Source organism: Bacillus sp. BML-BC051, assembly GCF_019656175.1.
In the GTDB taxonomy this organism is placed as follows: domain Bacteria; phylum Bacillota; class Bacilli; order Bacillales; family Bacillaceae_G; genus Bacillus_A; species Bacillus_A mobilis.
On sequence record NZ_BPLI01000017.1, the window covers coordinates 1 to 18,025 of the forward strand.

Consider the following 18,025-nt stretch of genomic DNA (forward strand, 5'->3'; position numbering starts at 1 on the left):
TCTTTATACGTGTACTTTCCATATGGTAGTTTAAATTTCGCTACACCTTTTTCATCCGTTTTCCCTTTTACTACTTCTTTCCCTTGTTCGTTGTAGATTGTAAACTCTGCATTTGGCAGTTTCGTATTTCCATCCGCTATATCTACTTTCGTTATTTCTAATTCACCTTTTATATTTTCATTTTTCCACTCTAATAGAGCAGTTTCACCAGTTTTCACTTCAATTTTTTTAACACTTCCGTCTACCACATATCCAGCTGGCGCTTGAATTTCTTTGACGCTATATATACCGATTGAAAGATTCCCTAGCTCCGCAATCCCTTTATCATTAGTCGTAACATTTTGTTTAAAGTTTTCATTAGAAACTTCAAACACAGCCCCTTTTAATAATTCCTTTTTTTCTCCTAATTTCATAATCTTTAAAGAGCCTACTGTTTCCCAATTTACAACTAAATCTGTACTGATTTTCTCACTATTTCTTTGTAACAATACTGTTGTATTTTGAACTTTTTCCGAGCCTTTAAAAGCTATTGCTTGTAAATTTGTTAAAGTAGACTTCACTTTCATTTTAAAATTACCACTACTCGTATCCTTCGGGATTAAAATCTTGAATTTTCCATTAATTGATAATGTACTTTTCTCTTCTCCATTTTCATTTACAATTCGAACCCCTTTAGGAGCGTTTTCAGGAAGAATTGTATAAGAGCCAGAAACCGCATTTGTTTGCACTGCATAAAATCCTGTTTCTAAATAATCACCTTTTTGTGTAGCAGTTTGTGGATCTACAGGATTAACTTTAAAAAATACATCTTGTAATCCAGTTTCTTTTTTTGAAGCCTCTACTAAACGCTTCATAAGATTATGTACTCGTTCATTTTTTGCAACTAAATCTTCTACTGTTAATTCATTTGCTGCAATCCATACCGCTAATTGTGTAGCATAATGCGCTTCTTCTACTGTCGCTACCCCTAATTCAGATGGGCTTTTTTGAGGATATCCATTTAATAAAACACGATATACGTCATCAGATGTTTTCCCCATTTCAGGCAAATCATCTCCATTTGGAGAACGCAAATCAGGCGTTAAACAATACGCAATACTACCCGAAGCCGTTTTAATTATTTCTGTTTTTATTTCACGATGTTTCGAATTACTATAACTCCAATCCATTTTATATGTTTCTCTGTTCATTACTTCTGCCTTTACTTGCGGCATTGCAATTCCTAATAAAATAATAAGAGCACTAAAAAAACTAAACCATTTCCCTACCATCTTTCGTTTCATTCTCTCCACCACCATATATAAATTTCTACATGAAACAATCTTACTGTTTCATTGTACTTATAGTGAAAAAAAGAGAATAGGTGTTTTTTTTGTATTATCTTGTCGAATTGTTGAGAAAGTTTCAAAGCAATAAGCAACATTACAATTGTTTGTTCTCATGCTGCTATTGACAAATGAATGTTACATATTTAAAATTTTTAAAAATAATAAAAAGGCACTTTATAAGTGCCTTTTTTACTTACCAGAAACAAATTTCAAACGAATACATGTTATTTATCTTTTTCTTTTATCTCCGTCAACAGCTCAATAATTTTCTCATTTTGCTCCACTTGTTTCTCTGAATTTTGATAGATGAAACGAACCCATCTAAAAATAAACGCGACCACAAATATTGGTATAAGACCCAATATAACTCCGACTAAATCATATGCCATTTTCCATCACCTCGCTACATACAACTTTCTCCATATATCTACTAAAACCTGCAATTTTTTACAAACAAAAAAAGAACCTATCAAACGATAGATTCTTCTTTTGCAAACTGAGCAGAACGTCCTCTCGTAATAGAGAAAATTGCACAAAGTAGCGCTAATATAATAAAGCCACCGCCTACCCAAGCGTTATATATAACAGATGATTTTTCAATAACAACTCCGCCTACTGTTGAACCGAGTGCAATTCCTAGGTGAAGAGCAGAATTATTTAAACTTTGCTGAATACCAGCCGATTCTGGTGCAATTTCAATTAAATAATTTTGTTGCGCTGGCGAAATAGCCCAGCTCAGCATACTCCAAATCCCCATCATAATAATGAACAGCGGGAATGAGAATGTCATCATCGGCAATATGAAGATTGCACACGCAAATACGATAATAATTGAGATAATACTTTTCTTCGATCCCCATTTATCAGCAAGCAAGCCCCCAAGGCCGCCTCCAAGTACCGCTGCGATTCCGAAAATGAAGTAAAATACACTAATCCAATTCGCTTCCACATGCATCACATCTTTTAAAAATGGTGTTAAATATGCATATAGCGTTAAATGACCCGTTAAAAATAAGAATGACGTTAACTGTGCACTTACGATTTTCTTATCTTTTAACGTAGCAATTTGTTCTCTTATTGATAATACCGATGTCGGTGGTACTTTCGTTAAGAATAATGAAATACAAGCAATTGCCATAACTGTTAATACCGAAATTAATACAAATGGTGCACGCCATCCATATGCATTTCCGAGTACAAGACCGAGGGGTACTCCAAGTACAAGTGATCCACTAATCCCCATGAAAATGATTCCAATTGCACGCGCACGAAAATGCGGTTCTACAACACTAGAAGCAAGTGTTACAGATAACGCAATAATTAATGAACCGCTCGCCGCACAAACAACCCTCGAGAACATTAACATCCCGTAATTCACACTACATGCCGAAATAATATTTCCGATTAAGAAAATTGATAATGCCCCAATGTATAATCTTTTTCTTTCAAACTTTCCAGTTACCGCTAATAAAACAGGACCTGATAAAGCAAATACTACTGAAAATATTGTTATAAGCTGACCAGCTGCACTAATAGATACGCCTAAATCATTGGCAACTAGATCGAGCGTTCCTCCTATAATTAGCTCAACCGTTCCGACTACGAAAGCCGCGATAGCTAAAATATACACACGAAAATTCAAGTCTTTCCCCACGCTTTCTATTTTGGTTACTACGATTATAGTAACCAAAATAGAAATTGAACACAAGTACAATTTTTTTACAAAAAAAAACAGGCGTATGATACGCCTGTTTTCTAATTATTAAACAGTAGTTTTATTTTTCTTATTTAAATACCAATACACCGGTAGTCCAGTAAAGACAATTCCAATTGATAAGAAACAACTTACCGGATCATTGATAATTGCACTACCAATTACAAAGAACGAACCTAAAATCGCGACAATTGGTACGATTGGGAATAACGGTACACTGTATGCACGCTCTTTATTCTTATTACGTTTTCTTAAAATGAAGACACCAATAAACGTCATTACATAGAAAATATAAATAATGAATACGGAAATCTCAGATAGCTTATTGGGATCACTAATAATCATTAAAATAATTCCTAAAATAATTTCAACAGTAATCGCATTTGCTGGTGTTTTAAATCTTGGACTTTCCTTTGCAATAAACTTAGCAAATGGAAGTTGTCCACGCTCTGCCATCGACATCGGGATACGTGGGAACGTTAAAATCTTTCCATTTAAACAACCGAAAATAGAAACGATAATACCGATACTAATAATTTTCCCGCCATATTCTCCAAGTAGCATGCCCGCAGCTGTTGCTGTCGCATTTTCTCCAAGCTCTACAATTTGCGTTGCTGGTAATACATTTAATAATGCCAAGTTAATTAATACGTAAGCAGCCGTTACAATTAAAATCCCAACTGTCATTGCTTTCGGTAATAACTTTGTTGGATTCTTCATTTCTCCACCAATCGAAGCAAGTAGAATCCAGCCGTCATACGCAAATAACGTTGCTAAAATCGCCATACCAATACTTTGATTTTCCGATATCGGCACAACTACGTTAAAGATATCGCTATTTCCTTTCCAAAAACCTAACACAACAATTAAAACGATCGGAATCATCTTCCCAATTGTCGTAACCGTTTGGACGATACCTCCGTATTTTGTCCCCATACTATTTACAACGCCAAGGAACACAACTGTTCCAATTGCAATTGGTAAATTCCATACTTTATCTAAATAGAAGAAGTTAATCATTAAAGAACTAAAGTACAACCCTAATGTTCCAATAATAGCTGGTCCATAAACAATCGTTTGCATCCAGCCTGATAAATATCCCCAAAAACTTCCGTAAATCTCCTCTAAATACGTATACAACCCACCATTTTTCGGGATTTGCGCTCCAATTTCAGCTACTGTTAAACCACTTGCTAGCGTCAATAGACCACCAATTACCCAAGCAAGAATGGCCATATTAGAACTCCCCGAGTAATCTAATACGCTCCCTGGTTTCATAAACACACCAGACCCAATAATCGTTCCTACCACAATAGAAAGTGCTACTGTTAAACCAATTTTGTTCTTCTCATCATGATGCATGCTGCGTATCCTCCTTCCAATTCTAGTGTGATGCAAAAATGAAATAAAAAAACACTCCTCCCTAAAAAAGGGACGAGTGTTGTATTCGTGGTTCCACCCTTGTTTCAATTCGTAAAGTAACACACTTCACCAATTTCTCAAGTCTAAATAACGGTTTTTGCCGGCAAGCAATTACTAGGTATCCGTTCACTGCTGCAGTTCAGAGGTGGTAATCCATTTTTTCGTATTAGGAAGCTCACAGCCAAAGGCTTCCCTCTCTGAGAATCGTAAAAAATCGATCATGTCCTCATCATCACTTCTTGATGTCGAATTTTGTAGTTATTGTTCATTATATTGAATTGTTAGAAAAAATCAATATATTTTTTTATATAACATACGAAATATTTCTCTTCTTATATTATAACAGAAGTTACGACACTTCTCTAATTCCCTAAAAATGGCATACTCCATATAGGAGGTGCACGAATAATGATTGCTGTTTTTTGTATTATCGCTACATTTCTTTCTGCTCTATTCGCTATCATGTACAGGCACAAATATCCTGGTTATAGCATTTTAGCAGTAGCTATTATACCAGCTGCTTCCTTCTACGTATTAGGTAAATACCAATATACAGAAGTATTTATCGGTTTTGCAATCTTCTACTGCGTCTTTGGATACATACTAACAATGAAAAAATTTTTATTAAATCATTAAAAGGGACCGATTTCTGCTAACAGAAATCGGTCCTCTCACGTACCTTTCGGTTGCCCACGCGAAAGGTACGACTTCACTCAATTATTTCTCATCTTTTTTCATTAAAAATTTGTGATGTGGAAGATCCACATTCAACGCCTCTAATTGTTTCTTTTCATTGTCTAAAATCGATTTCGCTTTTTCTTTCGTTGCCTCATCTAATCCCGCAAAAATGTCTTCATGCTTCTCTTTCTCTGGAAGTTTTACACCTAGTTTTGTTAATTCTTCTTTTGCTTGCTCATGTGTTAACTTTCCGGATTTTTCTTGTTCAAAAATTGACTTCACTTTTTCCTTCGTTGCTTCATCTAAGTTAGCAAGCATATCTTTACGCTTACCCTCCGGCATTTTCACACCTAACTTTGTTAATTCCTCTTGCGCTTGTTCACGTGTTAATTTTCCGGATTTCTCTTGCTCTAAAATTGATTTTGCTTTTTCTTTCGTCGCTTCGTCTAAATTAGCAAACATGTCTCCATGCTTACCCTTCTCTGGCATTTTCACGCCTAGTTTCGTTAATTCTTCTTTTGCTTGTTCACGTGTTAATTTCCCGGACTTTTCTTGCTCTAAAATCGACTTCGCTTTTTCTTTTGTTGCTTCATCTAAATTAGCAAACATATCTTTACGTTTTTCTTTCTCTGGAAGCTTTACACCTAGCTCCTCCAACTGTTTCTTTGTATCGTCCATAATCATTTTTACCTTTTGTTTTGTAGCGTCATCTAAATCTTTTTTCGCCGTTTTTGTAGATTGCTCAGCTGCTGGAGTATTCGTTGCCGCAAATGCTGGTATACCGACTCCTCCAATGATTCCGAATGATAAAGCACCTGCAATTGCTAAATACCCAACTGTTTTCTTCTTCATAGGAAATTTCCTCCTTCATATTTCTAAAGCATGTACACTTTCGTATACAATGCCTATAGTAATGTCGGTTTCTTAACATTTCCTTAACGACTTAACAAAAAAACACCGCTCATCCCGAGCGGCGTTGTTCTAAGCTTTTTGTAATTGTAATTCTTCACGTTCCATTATTCTTCTTAATACAATTGTTTGTGTCATTGTAAATAAGTTACCTGTTATCCAGTACAATACAAGTCCTGATGGCGCCGCAAATCCCATAAATAGAATCATTGCCGGCATCATAATTTGCTGCATTTTCAGCATCTGTACTTGTTCTCCAGGTGTAATATTAGATTGGAAAACTTTCATCTGAATAAATGTCGTTAACGCTGCGATAATCGGTAATATATGATAAGGATCTGCATGTCCTAAGTTTACCCATAAAAATGAAGATGTGCGAATCTCTTCTGTTCGGCTAATCGCATAATACAAAGCAGAAAAAATCGGCATTTGTATAAAGATTGGCCAGCAACCAGCAAGTGGATTCCAACCGCCTGATTTCATTAGTTCTGACATTTCTTTTTGATACTGCTTTTGTTTTTCAAGATCTTTACTTACATCACCGTATTTTTTCTTTAGCTTCTGCAATTCAGGTTGCATTTTTTTCATTTTCGCTTGGCTACGATATTGCGAAATAGCTAACGGAATCATAGCTGAACGAATAACGAGCGTCATAATAATGATAGCAATCCCGAAGCTAGCTCCCGGTATGTGATGAGCAACAAATTGAATCATAAACGAGATTGGATATACAAAATAATGATCCCAAATTCCCGTACTATGTGCATCAATTGGGGCTGCATTACTGCAACCAGATAAAACAAAAACAAGTAATACTGATAAACTAACGAGCACAGCTCGGTATGATTTTAACATGTTCATTCCTCCAATGTTTCGTAATTATTTAGCGAAACATTGGTGTATACGGACCTACCTCGTCATTCTCTTCACTTGATTCTTGTCTGCGTACAGAACGAATCATTCCATATTTATAAAAAATTGAAAATAGCGGTACATTCCCCGCACTATCTTCACACGTATCAACTAACGCAAAAGCTCTTTGTCTACCGCTTGATGCTTGCTGACGCACAAAACGAGAAATGTTAGCAAGGAAGAAAACTTCTAATAAACAAAGCGCTGTCGTTACAAACGATATATATAGAATTGCATCCTGCAATAAAAATTCCATCGCTTCACATCCTTAATAAGGTCATTTTAGCACATTAGGCAAACATTCTCTATTTCCTTTTATCGTCAAAAAAAGTATTTTGCATATTTTCTCAAGAAAATAATAATTAAGAAACGTTGTATTCGCTTTCTTTAGTATATTCACACACATCAATGAATAGGCTTGATTTATTAGAAATTTATAAAATTTTTGCATTATAATAAAACTATTGCCAGTTTTTGAAAAAACCTTTATTCTCTTCTTGTAATCAAAAATGAATATGGAGATGAAACATACTATGGGTCAACTAGGAGACGCCGATTACGTTCCCGACACCGCCTTTTTATCCTTCCCAGCAGCTAAAACATTTCACTTAGAATTTATCATACAGTTGGTTGTTATTTTCGTAGCCTCTATTTTGTATGCAATTTCTATGAATATGTTCTTTATCCCGCATAACATGATTAGCGGTGGATTCGCTGGTGTAGGGATGATTATCGGTTATTTAATGCACTACAATATCGGTGCACTTATCTTTTTACTAAACATTCCTCTTCTTATTTTAAGTCACTTTTACTTAGGCAAGAAGACAACCTTTTTAACAGCGTACTTTGTAGCTGTATCATCGTTAGCGATGAACATTATCCCTGTACACCAAGTTTCAGACGATATTTTACTATCTTCTGTATTCGGCGGTGTAATCTGCGGAGCAGCTTCCGGAATCATATTCCGATTTGCTTCTTCAACAGGTGGTTTTGATGTTGTTGGATTGATTGTAGCGAAACATCGAGATATTTCGATTGGAGCAATCATCTTTGGATTCAACTTAATCTTACTTGTTGCAGCAGGATTTATTTTCGGATGGGATATTACGCTTTATACGTTAATTAGCCGGTTTGTAGTCAGTAAAGTAATTGATGCCGTGCATACGAAACATATTAAATTAACGATAATGACAGTTACAGAAAAAGGCGAGGAAATAAAAAGCGCACTATTACATCACGGCATACGCGGAGTGACAATGGTAGATGCTGTCGGCGGCTATACAAACCATAAGAAAAAAATGATTTACACTGTCGTGACTCGCTATGAGTTAGGCGAAATGAAACGTATTATCCGTCAAGTGGATAACAAAGCATTTATGAACATTACTGAAACAGTTGAAATTGTCGGCCGTTTCAAACGCATATAAAAAAGGTTAATACATTAAAGGGCATAACATATTAGTCATATATAATATGTTATGCCCTTTGTTATTCAACTAACGCACCCTTTAGCATAATAAAATCACTAAGTTTATTACTACAAATCGGAGGATAGCATTCCATATACAAAACTATCTGTCCATTCATTTTTATTCCAAAAATCTTGTATGAAATGGGCTTCCTTTCTCATGCCTATTCGTTCACACAATTTTTTTGAAGCTATATTACGTGCATCAAGATTAGCTTGTATACGATGTACATTACATTCATTAAATAATTTAAATACCAAACTACTTACCGCTTCTGTTGCCAAACCTCTCCCAGCTACTTCATTTAAAAAACTATAACCAATCTCAACAGTATCTTTCATATTTGTGTACCACACGGATAAATCACCAACTACTTTAGTCTTGTATATAACTGCCAAACTTAATATTGATTCTTTAGTAAGTACGTTGTTTGCTAGCTTCTTATTAAATCTTTTCTGCATGTCTTCATAAGTCCACTTATTATGTAATAAGAACTTACAAGTATCATCATTATTATAAATAGCAAATACATCCTGTAAATCAGTACTCTTAAAAGGTCTAATTATTAATCTTTCTGTTGCAATCTCCAAGTTAGCTCTCCTCCCTTACATTCATGCTACAAAACATTTTTATAATATTTAAGCCTCTTTCCTAGATCTCACCTTGATTACATATTTCATCATAATAAATTAAAATCCTTCTCCCACTAAACTGCACCGTTGACGGTATTTCCTTGCGCTTTTTATTTTTTACACTTATTACAAAATCAGATAATTCTATTATTGTGGGCCTAAATGTGTTATAATGAAAGCAGACTCACAAAAAAAGAGTATATAGACTTGGAAGTTTCTCTTATTTTACAAGCAAAAAGAAACGAGCAGTCGGGTATATTTCAAACACCATACACGTAACGGTTTAAAAGACCGATCATCTTAGTTATTCTTCCATGATCTTTTTATAAAAAAAGATACGTACAACTAAAATTCACTTCAATATACTATACCTACCTTTTTGACTTCCAAATCATCTTATTACATAGGGAGATGAACATATGAATCAATATATAAGATATACAATAGCTGTCCTGTTTGCTATTATCGGTGGAACAATCTGCTTCTGGACAAACACTCAGCTTGGAGAGAATATCATTTTTAATGGAATCGAAACCCTTGTAAGCGCTTCAATTTTAGGTGGATACATTTACTTCCTCTTCAATCCAGAAGAAAATGCACAAAAAACAATGTTATTAACAATGATCGGAATCGTTGGCGGATGTATTTCCTACTCAATGACTAACTATACATTACCACTTCAATTAAGCTCAGCTTTCTTCCACGGTCTATGGACTTGGTTCATTGCATTCTGCCTAGCAGACGTATTCAACCTTTTACAAGACAATGAAGAAGAAAACGGTCGCCAAATTGAAAGTAACTCGTAAGCTGGAAGATATTCTTCCAGCTTTTTTTGTTTGTTATTCTTTCCTGCTCATACCCATCATCAAAATAAAAAGAAGCTACCCTCACGGCAACTTCTTTTCCACATACCCCACTTCGTATTCACTAAAATATATCAACGATTTTTTAAATATATCGGCGATTTCTCCACTTATATCAACGATTTTTTCTTTATATCGACGATTCGACATAGGATATCGACTCACCGACACCCTTCGACACTCAAAGCGTACAACATACCCTATCCCCCAAGCAATTTACTGCCGAACTCTACGATTAAAAAGATAACTAATAAGATCGCGAGTATCTTTAATGCTACATATGCTACTTTAAAAACAGCATAAATGAGCAAGACTATTAAAATAATCGTTAAAATTTCCATCTAGAATTCCTCCAAGCTTTGCTCTTCTTATCTTATTTTACTCGCCCCAGACTTTTTATGGAACGGCATAAGGCGACATAGAAAAAAGAGGATACCTCACCCATCGTAAGATACCCTCTCTTTCAACTGCTCAAACCATTCTCTCTCTAATTGTAAATATCCCAGTTCATTCTTTTCAGCATTCTGTAATTCTTTATCGGCTTTCTTCATATACATACGGGAAGCTTCTAAATCATTCTCTGCACATGTAACAATTGCTTGTGCCCGATAATACCCATGTAAGTCCACTTTTGTAATGGCCTTCCCATGTTCCTTTGCTTCTTGCAGAGAAAGGCGATCCATCTCATAAAGAGCCCGATATAAAAGATACCAACTATGAAAACTACTAACGAAATATTTATTTTCTTTCGTTACAGGGAGTTTCACGATTTGTTCTACATACGGTATTGCTCTTTCCATTCCCTTTTGATCCGAACGAGCAAGGAAGACGAGCATAAGTCCGCTCATTATATCTCTTATACTTTTATCCTCTTTTAATTTTTCCTCACTAAGTTCTATTAATCTCTTATCCCAATCTTTCGGTCTTTTATAACTAAATAACTCACTCGATACTTGAATGTTATATAAATGCTGCTTCGCCTTTTCATCACCTTTAATTAAAATGAGGAATTGCATACCATCACTCAAAAACGTTCCTTTTATCGGTACGATTGTAGCTGCAAAAATTGTAAAGTGTAACACAGTGAAATATAAAAGATATTGATAATAACTCACCATGTATATGTAACCTGAAGTAACACCAAATAGTAAACTTGTAATCGGTCCACCTAAAGTCATCCATGCCCATTTTTTTGAAAGGTTCGGTGTCTCTATAGAGGGTGGCACTAACATTACGACGCCTCCAAAGTACATCCACAATTTATTTTCTCGAATGCGTACTTTCCCCTTCTCTTTTTGAAAAGTAATCGGCCCTACTGTCATAAATTTAAAATTCAAACCACCTATTAAACCAAATACTACATGCCCCAGCTCATGAATAGCTAACACTAATAAAAAGATTCCAAATAATGCCCATATATCTAACATTACTTCTAATTTCCCAGTTCGGATTACGCCGTATAAAATGGACAAAACTAACGCCGCCGTCATAGAACCAGCTGGCCTTCTTAAAATATCCACCTTTTTCTCCCCTTAATAGATCATTTTTCTATGCATTTCATACATATATGTTCCAACATGTAATACCCAAATGAACGAAATCATAATGACCATAAAATAATCTTTCCCATCTAAGAGTGCATACACAATTGCCGCTAACCATGCACAGGCAAGTGTCATATTTGTATATTGGTATGCCTTATATCCCGCTTCATGAACAATTTGTTTTTGCCCTTCATCTGCATTCTTTGCCCACATTTCCATTGACTGAGAATACGTAACACTCTGTTCTGGATATAGAGCGTTATACCTTTTCCTCATTACAGATCCTAACCAAGTTATAGCAATAAAGCACATTGTAGATACCACAATACTCACACTAACAAAGAGCAAGTCTCCCTCACTTGTATACGTTCTATAAAAAGCGATAACTGAGCAAACAAACCATGATGGAATAACAATTTCCATTACTCGAAAATAAATAAGCGCTATCCCTAATCTTCGTCCCTTAACATTTTCTTCTTCATCTTTCGTTTGTGCGAGCGCTCTTGTACGCTTCCAAATATAATATATAGCTATTACGCCAAATAAACTCATCATGCCAATGCTAATAACAGGAGATATTTTACTAGTTCCCTCTGTTGCAATATCTCCTACTACATACCCTATAAATCCTCCGCATACCGCTCCTACTAACAACTTCAGTATAGCCGATATTTTCCCCTTTACTTTACTCTTCATCATCCTCTTCCCCCTCCACTAACGTAAATATTTCCTCCACTGTTACATTGAAAATTTGTGCGATTTTTAACGACAATACAATAGATGGTGCATAATCCCCGCGCTCAATTAAACTAATCGTTTGCCGTGATGATCCAATCGCTTTCCCTAAATCCCCTTGTGATAAACGATGCTTTGCTCGCAATTCCCTCACTCGATTTTGAAGCTTCATGTCTTCCCTCTTTTTCATTTATTTAATTAAAATTGTAAATAACATCCTTATTTTTGTCAATTATAATTGTCATTTTGACGTTAATAATTGACAAAAAACTTATTAAAATAAAAAAGGCAGTGCGTCTGCACTACCTTCCTAAATTTTGACATAGAATGGATTCCATATTAACTTGCGTTTTGTAACAATACTCGTTTTAACTGTTTGCGGAAACGAACTCCTAACGCAATTGCTACAATCACAATCACTCCAAAAATGATTTTACCGATGTGACCTTCTAACGCTCCAAAAATATCATGTAAGTTACCACCTAACCAATAACCACCGATTAAGAAGAACGATACCCAAAATAGAGCACCTGAGTAAATTGTAATGGCAAAGCGACGGAATGGTAAGTTAATAATTCCTGCAAAATATCCTGTAAAATGACGGACACCAGGAATAAAGAAACCGATAAAAATAAGGAAGTATCCATACTTATCAAACCACATTCTTGTTAAGTCGATTTTTCTTTGTGTTAAAAATACGTATTTCCCATACTTTTGAATAAAGGGCATACCTAATTTATTTCCTAAAAAGTATTGAATTGTCATTCCTACACTTGTCCCAATAAAAGATAGGATAATTAAAATCGGTAAACTTAAATCGTCCTTCTGTGCTAAAAATCCCGCATATGCTAATGTTGGCTCTCCCGGAAACGGAAGTGCAATATATTCTAACAGCAAACCAACAAGTACAACATAGTACCCGTACTGCTGAAATAATTCATGAATCCATTCCATGTCATCTCTCCTTCCAATCACGTACAACTTCTTACTATTATTGTATAAAAAAATTGTCGAAATAACTATCACAATAGCTTACATTTTTATTACATTTTTGTAAGGCTCACACTAAAATTTCCGGTTCTTTATTTACTTCTATTTACGTTCATTTCAAAACACCTTAACAAATATATACCGTGAGAAACTTGGAATTAATATGCATTTTTTATCCAATTTTTAACACTTGAAATCACCTTATTTTGTTCTCAATAAAAAACCACCACAAACTCATACGAACTTCATATTAGCTTCATATACGTATTGTAAGATTATATCGGAATTTTTTGAAAAATTTAACCAATATATGACTAAGCATTAAATTGAATAAATATAAGTCGTTTTTCGAAATTGAAAAAAGGGTGAATAAGAAATGGAAGCTTATAAAATGCACGATTTTATTAATACAAATGTTGAATCTCATCAAAATGAAACCGTTTTTAATTTACACATGTGTGAAACAAGTGAATTTGACGTAAGTTTAACAAAATCTACAACACTGTCTTTTATCGTTTCAAAAAAGAACATTAAGATCGTTACGAAAAAATGGATTAATTCAAATCAAGAAAGCATGATTGGCAAAAGTTACATCATTCCAACGAAAGCTTTCCACTACTTTTTACCAATTATTTCTGAAACTGAAGATGAATTAAATATTCAAGTTCAAAGTTTTGGACTACATGGTGAACTTTTACTAAATGAAAGATTACTTATTGATAAAAACAACAAACAAAACCCAAAGATTACTACCTTCTTTGAAACATTAGATGAAAATGTAAATAAAGTATTACGAGGATTGCAAATTCATTGTATGTAAGACTATTACAATGATAAAAAGGAGAATATAATGAAAAAACTATTATTAAGCGCACTATTATCATTAGGATTTTTAACTATTCCATTCACAAATGCAGAGGCAGCTACAACGAAAGATCAACTGATTGTAAACACGCAGTTAAATAAAATGGATTATTATCAAAACGGAAAATTCATAAAGAGTTTTACTGTCGCTACTGGGAAAGCAGCCACACCTACACCTAAAGGTACTTTTCAAATCGTTAATAAAATTAAAAACCGTCCTTACTATACAGGAAAAATTAAAGGCGGCGACCCACGTAATCCACTTGGTGACCGTTGGCTAGGATTAAATATGGCTGGAACTTATGGAACAACTTATGCGATTCATGGTACAAACAATAATCAGGCAATCGGCAAATGGACAACACTAGGTTGTATTCGTATGTATAACAATGATATACACTGGTTATTTGAGCGTATTCCCCAGCAGGCTACTGTCACTGTAAAATAACCTAACAACACGATTTACGTGTAGCCAAGAATTTTATGTCTTGGCTTATTTTATTTCTTCATTTACAGTAGCAAAACAACTGTATTTACATATATAATGAAAATAGATTGTGTCAAATGACATTAAAACATTGATAAACATGGATATTAAAATTATACAGTTATAATATTTTATAAATTTTACATTACATACTATAATAGAACTACTGTAATTCTGAAATATTCAGTTTCGCTAAAACAAATCCCCTTGCTACTTTCATGATTATTTTATAGCGGGGGCTTATTATATGTATAAACAATCTGAGCCATTCAAAAATGATGAATTCGAATATTGCAGTAAAAAGCGTTATTTAGGAGGTGTTACTATGACGCATATACTGGTGATTGAAGACAACCCAGATATACAAGAACTGATTCGTGAATTTCTAATGGCACAAAACTTTACCGTTGATGTCGTTGGCGCTGGAACAGAAGGTATACTTCTTTTCCAAAAGAATTCATACGATCTTGTCCTCCTTGATGTGATGTTACCAGATATAGATGGCTATAGTATTTGTAAAATTATGCGAGGACAATCTGATGTACCGATCATTATGTTAACAGGCTTACATAATGAAGAAAGTGAAATTAAAGGATTTGAATTAGGTATTGATGACTATATTACAAAACCGTTCCATTACACCGTATTTATTAAACGTGTAGAAGCTGTATTAAGAAGGGCAGCAACGAAGGAAGCAGAAACTGCAACTATACTACAATTCCATGAATTGATGTTAAATTCTACAGCATATGCCGCTTATGTTCATGGTAATCAAATTGAATTAACAACAAAGGAATTTGAAATTATTTATACTTTACTGCAAAATCGTGGAAAAGTATTATCAAGAAGTGATTTGCTGAATAAGGTATGGGGCTATGAACATTATGGTGATGTAAGAGTTATAGATACACATATTAAAAACTTAAGGAAAAAATTAGGGATTCCTTATATTAAAACGGTGAAAGGCATTGGCTACAAAATCGAATCGTAGCACAGACAACATCACCAAAAATATTTTCATCAAAACCTTATTATTTTGTATTCTTTTATCACTTTGTCTTTATCAAATTATTTACTTCCTAGCTTCAAACTACGATAAAGAACGTTTTGCAAAAGAAAATGGAGCGCTGTTTACAGAACAAGCGGATTTAGACAAACAAAACGACCAAAGTAAAACGAATCAAAATAAAGCTGTATCACAGGGAGACATTTTTAATTTCCAATCTTCTATTATAGATTATAAATCACTCTCTACAGCTATCAATCATCTTTTGCAGCCTAGCCAAACTGCAAAAGCAAAAGAACATACACAAAGTAGTACGGGGAAAAATAGCACTTCTGCTCCACTTACAGAGATGGAAAAGCAAGTCGCTACTAATGATGCCTTACATAAACAAAATGCAGCAAGTAAAACAAATGATGCACAAGATAATCCAAAATTAACAGATGTACTGCAGCAATTAGCTCCACATATTGGCGCGACAATGCTTGCATTATCTTTACTCGGATCTTTAATTTATACAAAACTAATTGCCAAACCTTTTCAATTTATGAGCGATGCTTTAAAAGATATTATGAATCTTGATTTCTCAGATAAAAAGCTACTTAACAAAAATACAGACCAAACTGATTTTAATTTACAAGTAGCTGCTTCACAGGTCCCAAATATCGTGAAGAATTTACATGCAAGCAATCAAGATTTAAGAAACGAGCTCAAGAGAGAACAACAATTAGAACAATCTCGTAAAGAATTTATGTCTATGGTATCCCATGAATTAAAAACACCAATCGCAGCCGTTATGGGACAACTAGATGGCATGATTCACGGAATTGGAGCTTATAAAGATAGAGATAAATATTTAAAACGTTCCTATGAAATGATGCAAGATATTAACATATTAACGGAAAAAATGTCGGAATTATCCAAAATACAAAACCCTCAATTTAAACCTGATTTAAAAGTTATCTCATTAACTGCTATTATTGAGGATGTTATGAAAAAAGTAGATTACTTTGTATCTGTAAAGCAATTAAATGTTCAATCTAACATTAAGCAAGATGTACAAATTTTAGCTGATCCTAAATTTATTCAAACTGCTATTTTTAACATTATTTCAAATGCAATTCATTACACAATTGACCATCAGCATGTCTATATAAAGCTTTATGAAAAGCCAAACGGTTACGCATTAGAAGTATTAAATACAGGTTCACAAATTGATGAGGATAAACTTGCCCATTTATTTGAGCCATTCTATCGCGCAAATCCTGGCAAACACGGATTAGTGCAAGGTAGTGGCCTTGGGCTATATATTGTAAAACAAATATTAGATAAACATCAGTTTCCTTATGGGATACAAAACACAGCTCAAGGTGTAAAATGTTCTATTGTATTCCCAAAAGCAATGTAAAAACCTACTACAATTTCATACCCCAAATTCATACTTCGTATGAGTGGCGGAATTTTGTAGAGTATCTTACTCTGTTTCGTTCGCCCGTTATCCTTATTTGGATAGCGGGCGTTTTTTATTATGTAAAAGGAGGATTTTCATGGAAAAATTTAAATATTCATTACTCGTTTTATTCGGAGCTTGTAGCTACGGTGTACTTTCAACTATTTTCAAACTCGGATTCATTGATGGATTTTCAGCACATCAACTATTAGGGGGACAATATGTCTTCGGATGGATCGGGCTTCTTCTGCTCGTTCTTTTCGCTTCACGTCATAAAGTAACAAAAAAGCAATTCTTTTCCTTACTAACAGTTGGAACAACAATGAGTATGACTGGTATCTTCTACGCTATCTCTGTAGAAGAACTACCAGCATCTATCGCTGTTGTCCTACTTTTCCAGTTCACATGGATTGGTGTAGTCATTGAAGCAATTGCAAATCGAACATTTCCAAGCCGTGAGAAAGTTATATCTATCATTATTTTATTTACTGGTACATTGTTTGCAGGCGGTGTCTTTGAAGGTCTCGGACAAAGCTTTTCCACGAAAGGTATTATCTTTGGTTTATTAGCCGCTGTCTCTTTTTCATTCTATGTGTTTGCAAGCGGGCGCGTTGCTACAGAAGTTCCGCCTTATACGAAAAGCTTCCTTATGACAACAAGCGCTACTCTTATCGTATGCCTATTCTTCCCGCCAACCTTCTTAACGGATGGTGCCCTGCAAGCAGGTCTTTGGAAATACGCTTTCTTCCTCGGATTGTTCGGCGTTGTCGTACCTGTCATTTGTTTTTCAATTGGTGTACCGAAAGTAGGAACAGGACTTAGTACAATACTAGGAGCAGCTGAATTACCAACGGCTATTATCGCTTCTATTACACTTGTACATGAAGTCGTAACCTTCATGCAGTGGATTGGGATCATCTTTATACTACTTGGAATTTTTACTCCTCAGCTGCTTGCAGCTAGGAAAGCAAAGAAACATAGTAGCGTGCATAGTGCATGAAAATGAAATTTTCATATAAATGTAA

Annotated in this window: 21 protein-coding genes and 1 other annotated feature; of the genes, 8 read left to right on the plus strand and 13 right to left on the minus strand. The window is 34.7% G+C overall.

The genetic code is table 11. The features are described 5' to 3' along the window. The 4 genes from K5S59_RS08010 to K5S59_RS08025 all read right to left on the minus strand — a co-directional run. On the minus strand, window positions 1–1,283 hold a 1,283-nt coding region (locus K5S59_RS08010; protein ID WP_220784046.1), incomplete at its 3' end, for an MSCRAMM family protein. A 269-nt stretch (window positions 1,284–1,552) separates the two neighbouring features. Then, window positions 1,553–1,717, minus strand: coding sequence for a hypothetical protein (locus tag K5S59_RS08015; protein ID WP_000312825.1), 165 nt, complete (start codon window positions 1,715–1,717; stop codon window positions 1,553–1,555). A gap of 80 nt (window positions 1,718–1,797) precedes the next feature. Beyond that, complete coding sequence (locus tag K5S59_RS08020; RefSeq protein ID WP_120450978.1) at window positions 1,798–3,042, minus strand: MFS transporter; 1,245 nt, start codon at window positions 3,040–3,042, stop codon at window positions 1,798–1,800. Window positions 3,043–3,090: 48 nt separating this feature from the next. After that, complete coding sequence (locus K5S59_RS08025) at window positions 3,091–4,404, minus strand: APC family permease (protein ID WP_097844298.1); 1,314 nt, start codon at window positions 4,402–4,404, stop codon at window positions 3,091–3,093. Between the two features lie 65 nt (window positions 4,405–4,469). Then, window positions 4,470–4,706: a binding site (T-box leader), on the minus strand. Between the two features lie 166 nt (window positions 4,707–4,872). Between K5S59_RS08025 and K5S59_RS08030 the strand changes: the two genes are divergently transcribed. Then, the gene (locus K5S59_RS08030; protein WP_098257777.1) at window positions 4,873–5,100 is read left to right on the plus strand and encodes a hypothetical protein; all 228 of its coding nucleotides are present in this window, start codon (window positions 4,873–4,875) and stop codon (window positions 5,098–5,100) included. Window positions 5,101–5,181: 81 nt separating this feature from the next. On the opposite strand, the gene K5S59_RS08035 is transcribed toward K5S59_RS08030, so the two are convergent. The 3 genes from K5S59_RS08035 to K5S59_RS08045 all read right to left on the minus strand — a co-directional run bounded on the left by K5S59_RS08035 (window position 5,182) and on the right by K5S59_RS08045 (window position 7,219). Next, entirely contained in the window at window positions 5,182–5,994 is an 813-nt protein-coding gene (locus K5S59_RS08035; RefSeq protein WP_220784047.1) for a hypothetical protein, read from the minus strand. A 129-nt stretch (window positions 5,995–6,123) separates the two neighbouring features. Then, window positions 6,124–6,906, minus strand: coding sequence for a membrane protein insertase YidC (gene yidC / locus K5S59_RS08040; RefSeq protein WP_000920548.1), 783 nt, complete (start codon window positions 6,904–6,906; stop codon window positions 6,124–6,126). A 28-nt stretch (window positions 6,907–6,934) separates the two neighbouring features. Further along, the gene (locus K5S59_RS08045) at window positions 6,935–7,219 is read right to left on the minus strand and encodes a hypothetical protein (RefSeq protein WP_000394925.1); all 285 of its coding nucleotides are present in this window, start codon (window positions 7,217–7,219) and stop codon (window positions 6,935–6,937) included. A gap of 277 nt (window positions 7,220–7,496) precedes the next feature. On the opposite strand from K5S59_RS08045, the gene K5S59_RS08050 reads away from it, so the two are divergent. After that, window positions 7,497–8,390 carry a YitT family protein gene (locus K5S59_RS08050; RefSeq protein WP_000530035.1) on the plus strand — a complete coding sequence of 298 codons (894 nt, stop codon included), beginning with the start codon at window positions 7,497–7,499 and terminating at the stop codon, window positions 8,388–8,390. Window positions 8,391–8,500: 110 nt separating this feature from the next. Here K5S59_RS08050 and K5S59_RS08055 read toward each other — a convergent pair whose 3' ends face one another. After that, window positions 8,501–9,022 carry a GNAT family N-acetyltransferase gene (locus K5S59_RS08055; RefSeq protein WP_000401614.1) on the minus strand — a complete coding sequence of 174 codons (522 nt, stop codon included), beginning with the start codon at window positions 9,020–9,022 and terminating at the stop codon, window positions 8,501–8,503. Between the two features lie 461 nt (window positions 9,023–9,483). Here K5S59_RS08055 and K5S59_RS08060 point away from each other — a divergent pair, with 461 nt between their 5' ends. Further along, a complete protein-coding gene (locus K5S59_RS08060; RefSeq protein ID WP_001077775.1) occupies window positions 9,484–9,870 on the plus strand; it encodes a DUF3938 domain-containing protein in 387 nt (128 codons plus the stop codon). Window positions 9,871–10,127: 257 nt separating this feature from the next. Here the strand turns inward: K5S59_RS08060 and K5S59_RS08065 are convergent, their stop codons facing one another. The 5 genes from K5S59_RS08065 to K5S59_RS08085 form a co-directional block, all read right to left on the minus strand. Then, window positions 10,128–10,268 (minus strand): DUF3985 family protein, encoded by a 141-nt coding sequence (locus K5S59_RS08065; RefSeq protein WP_000404783.1) that lies wholly within the window; start codon window positions 10,266–10,268, stop codon window positions 10,128–10,130. 96 nt (window positions 10,269–10,364) lie between these two features. Further along, window positions 10,365–11,417, minus strand: a complete 1,053-nt coding sequence (locus tag K5S59_RS08070) for a M50 family metallopeptidase (protein WP_033656417.1) — start codon at window positions 11,415–11,417, stop codon at window positions 10,365–10,367. A 42-nt stretch (window positions 11,418–11,459) separates the two neighbouring features. Then, complete coding sequence (locus tag K5S59_RS08075) at window positions 11,460–12,167, minus strand: DUF3169 family protein (protein ID WP_033656416.1); 708 nt, start codon at window positions 12,165–12,167, stop codon at window positions 11,460–11,462. Continuing rightward, window positions 12,157–12,378: a helix-turn-helix transcriptional regulator gene (locus K5S59_RS08080; RefSeq protein ID WP_000776171.1), complete on the minus strand. Its 222-nt coding sequence runs from the start codon at window positions 12,376–12,378 to the stop codon at window positions 12,157–12,159. The genes K5S59_RS08075 and K5S59_RS08080 overlap by 11 nt, the downstream gene beginning before the upstream one ends. Before the next feature lie 167 nt (window positions 12,379–12,545). After that, a complete protein-coding gene (locus K5S59_RS08085) occupies window positions 12,546–13,160 on the minus strand; it encodes a DedA family protein (protein WP_212981860.1) in 615 nt (204 codons plus the stop codon). 412 nt (window positions 13,161–13,572) lie between these two features. Here K5S59_RS08085 and K5S59_RS08090 point away from each other — a divergent pair, with 412 nt between their 5' ends. The 5 genes from K5S59_RS08090 to K5S59_RS08110 all read left to right on the plus strand — a co-directional run bounded on the left by K5S59_RS08090 (window position 13,573) and on the right by K5S59_RS08110 (window position 18,000). Then, window positions 13,573–14,016, plus strand: a complete 444-nt coding sequence (locus tag K5S59_RS08090) for a DUF3978 family protein (RefSeq protein ID WP_000388764.1) — start codon at window positions 13,573–13,575, stop codon at window positions 14,014–14,016. Window positions 14,017–14,046: 30 nt separating this feature from the next. After that, window positions 14,047–14,508, plus strand: a complete 462-nt coding sequence (locus K5S59_RS08095) for a L,D-transpeptidase (protein WP_000735049.1) — start codon at window positions 14,047–14,049, stop codon at window positions 14,506–14,508. Window positions 14,509–14,872: 364 nt separating this feature from the next. After that, on the plus strand, window positions 14,873–15,538 hold the full coding sequence (locus tag K5S59_RS08100) for a response regulator transcription factor (RefSeq protein WP_002145008.1): 666 nt from the start codon (window positions 14,873–14,875) through the stop codon (window positions 15,536–15,538). Beyond that, window positions 15,516–16,958, plus strand: coding sequence for a sensor histidine kinase (locus tag K5S59_RS08105; protein ID WP_120450980.1), 1,443 nt, complete (start codon window positions 15,516–15,518; stop codon window positions 16,956–16,958). Before K5S59_RS08100 ends, K5S59_RS08105 begins: the two co-directional genes overlap by 23 nt. Window positions 16,959–17,097: 139 nt before the next feature. After that, window positions 17,098–18,000, plus strand: coding sequence for an EamA family transporter (locus tag K5S59_RS08110; protein WP_000410491.1), 903 nt, complete (start codon window positions 17,098–17,100; stop codon window positions 17,998–18,000). Window positions 18,001–18,025 lie beyond the last annotated feature (25 nt).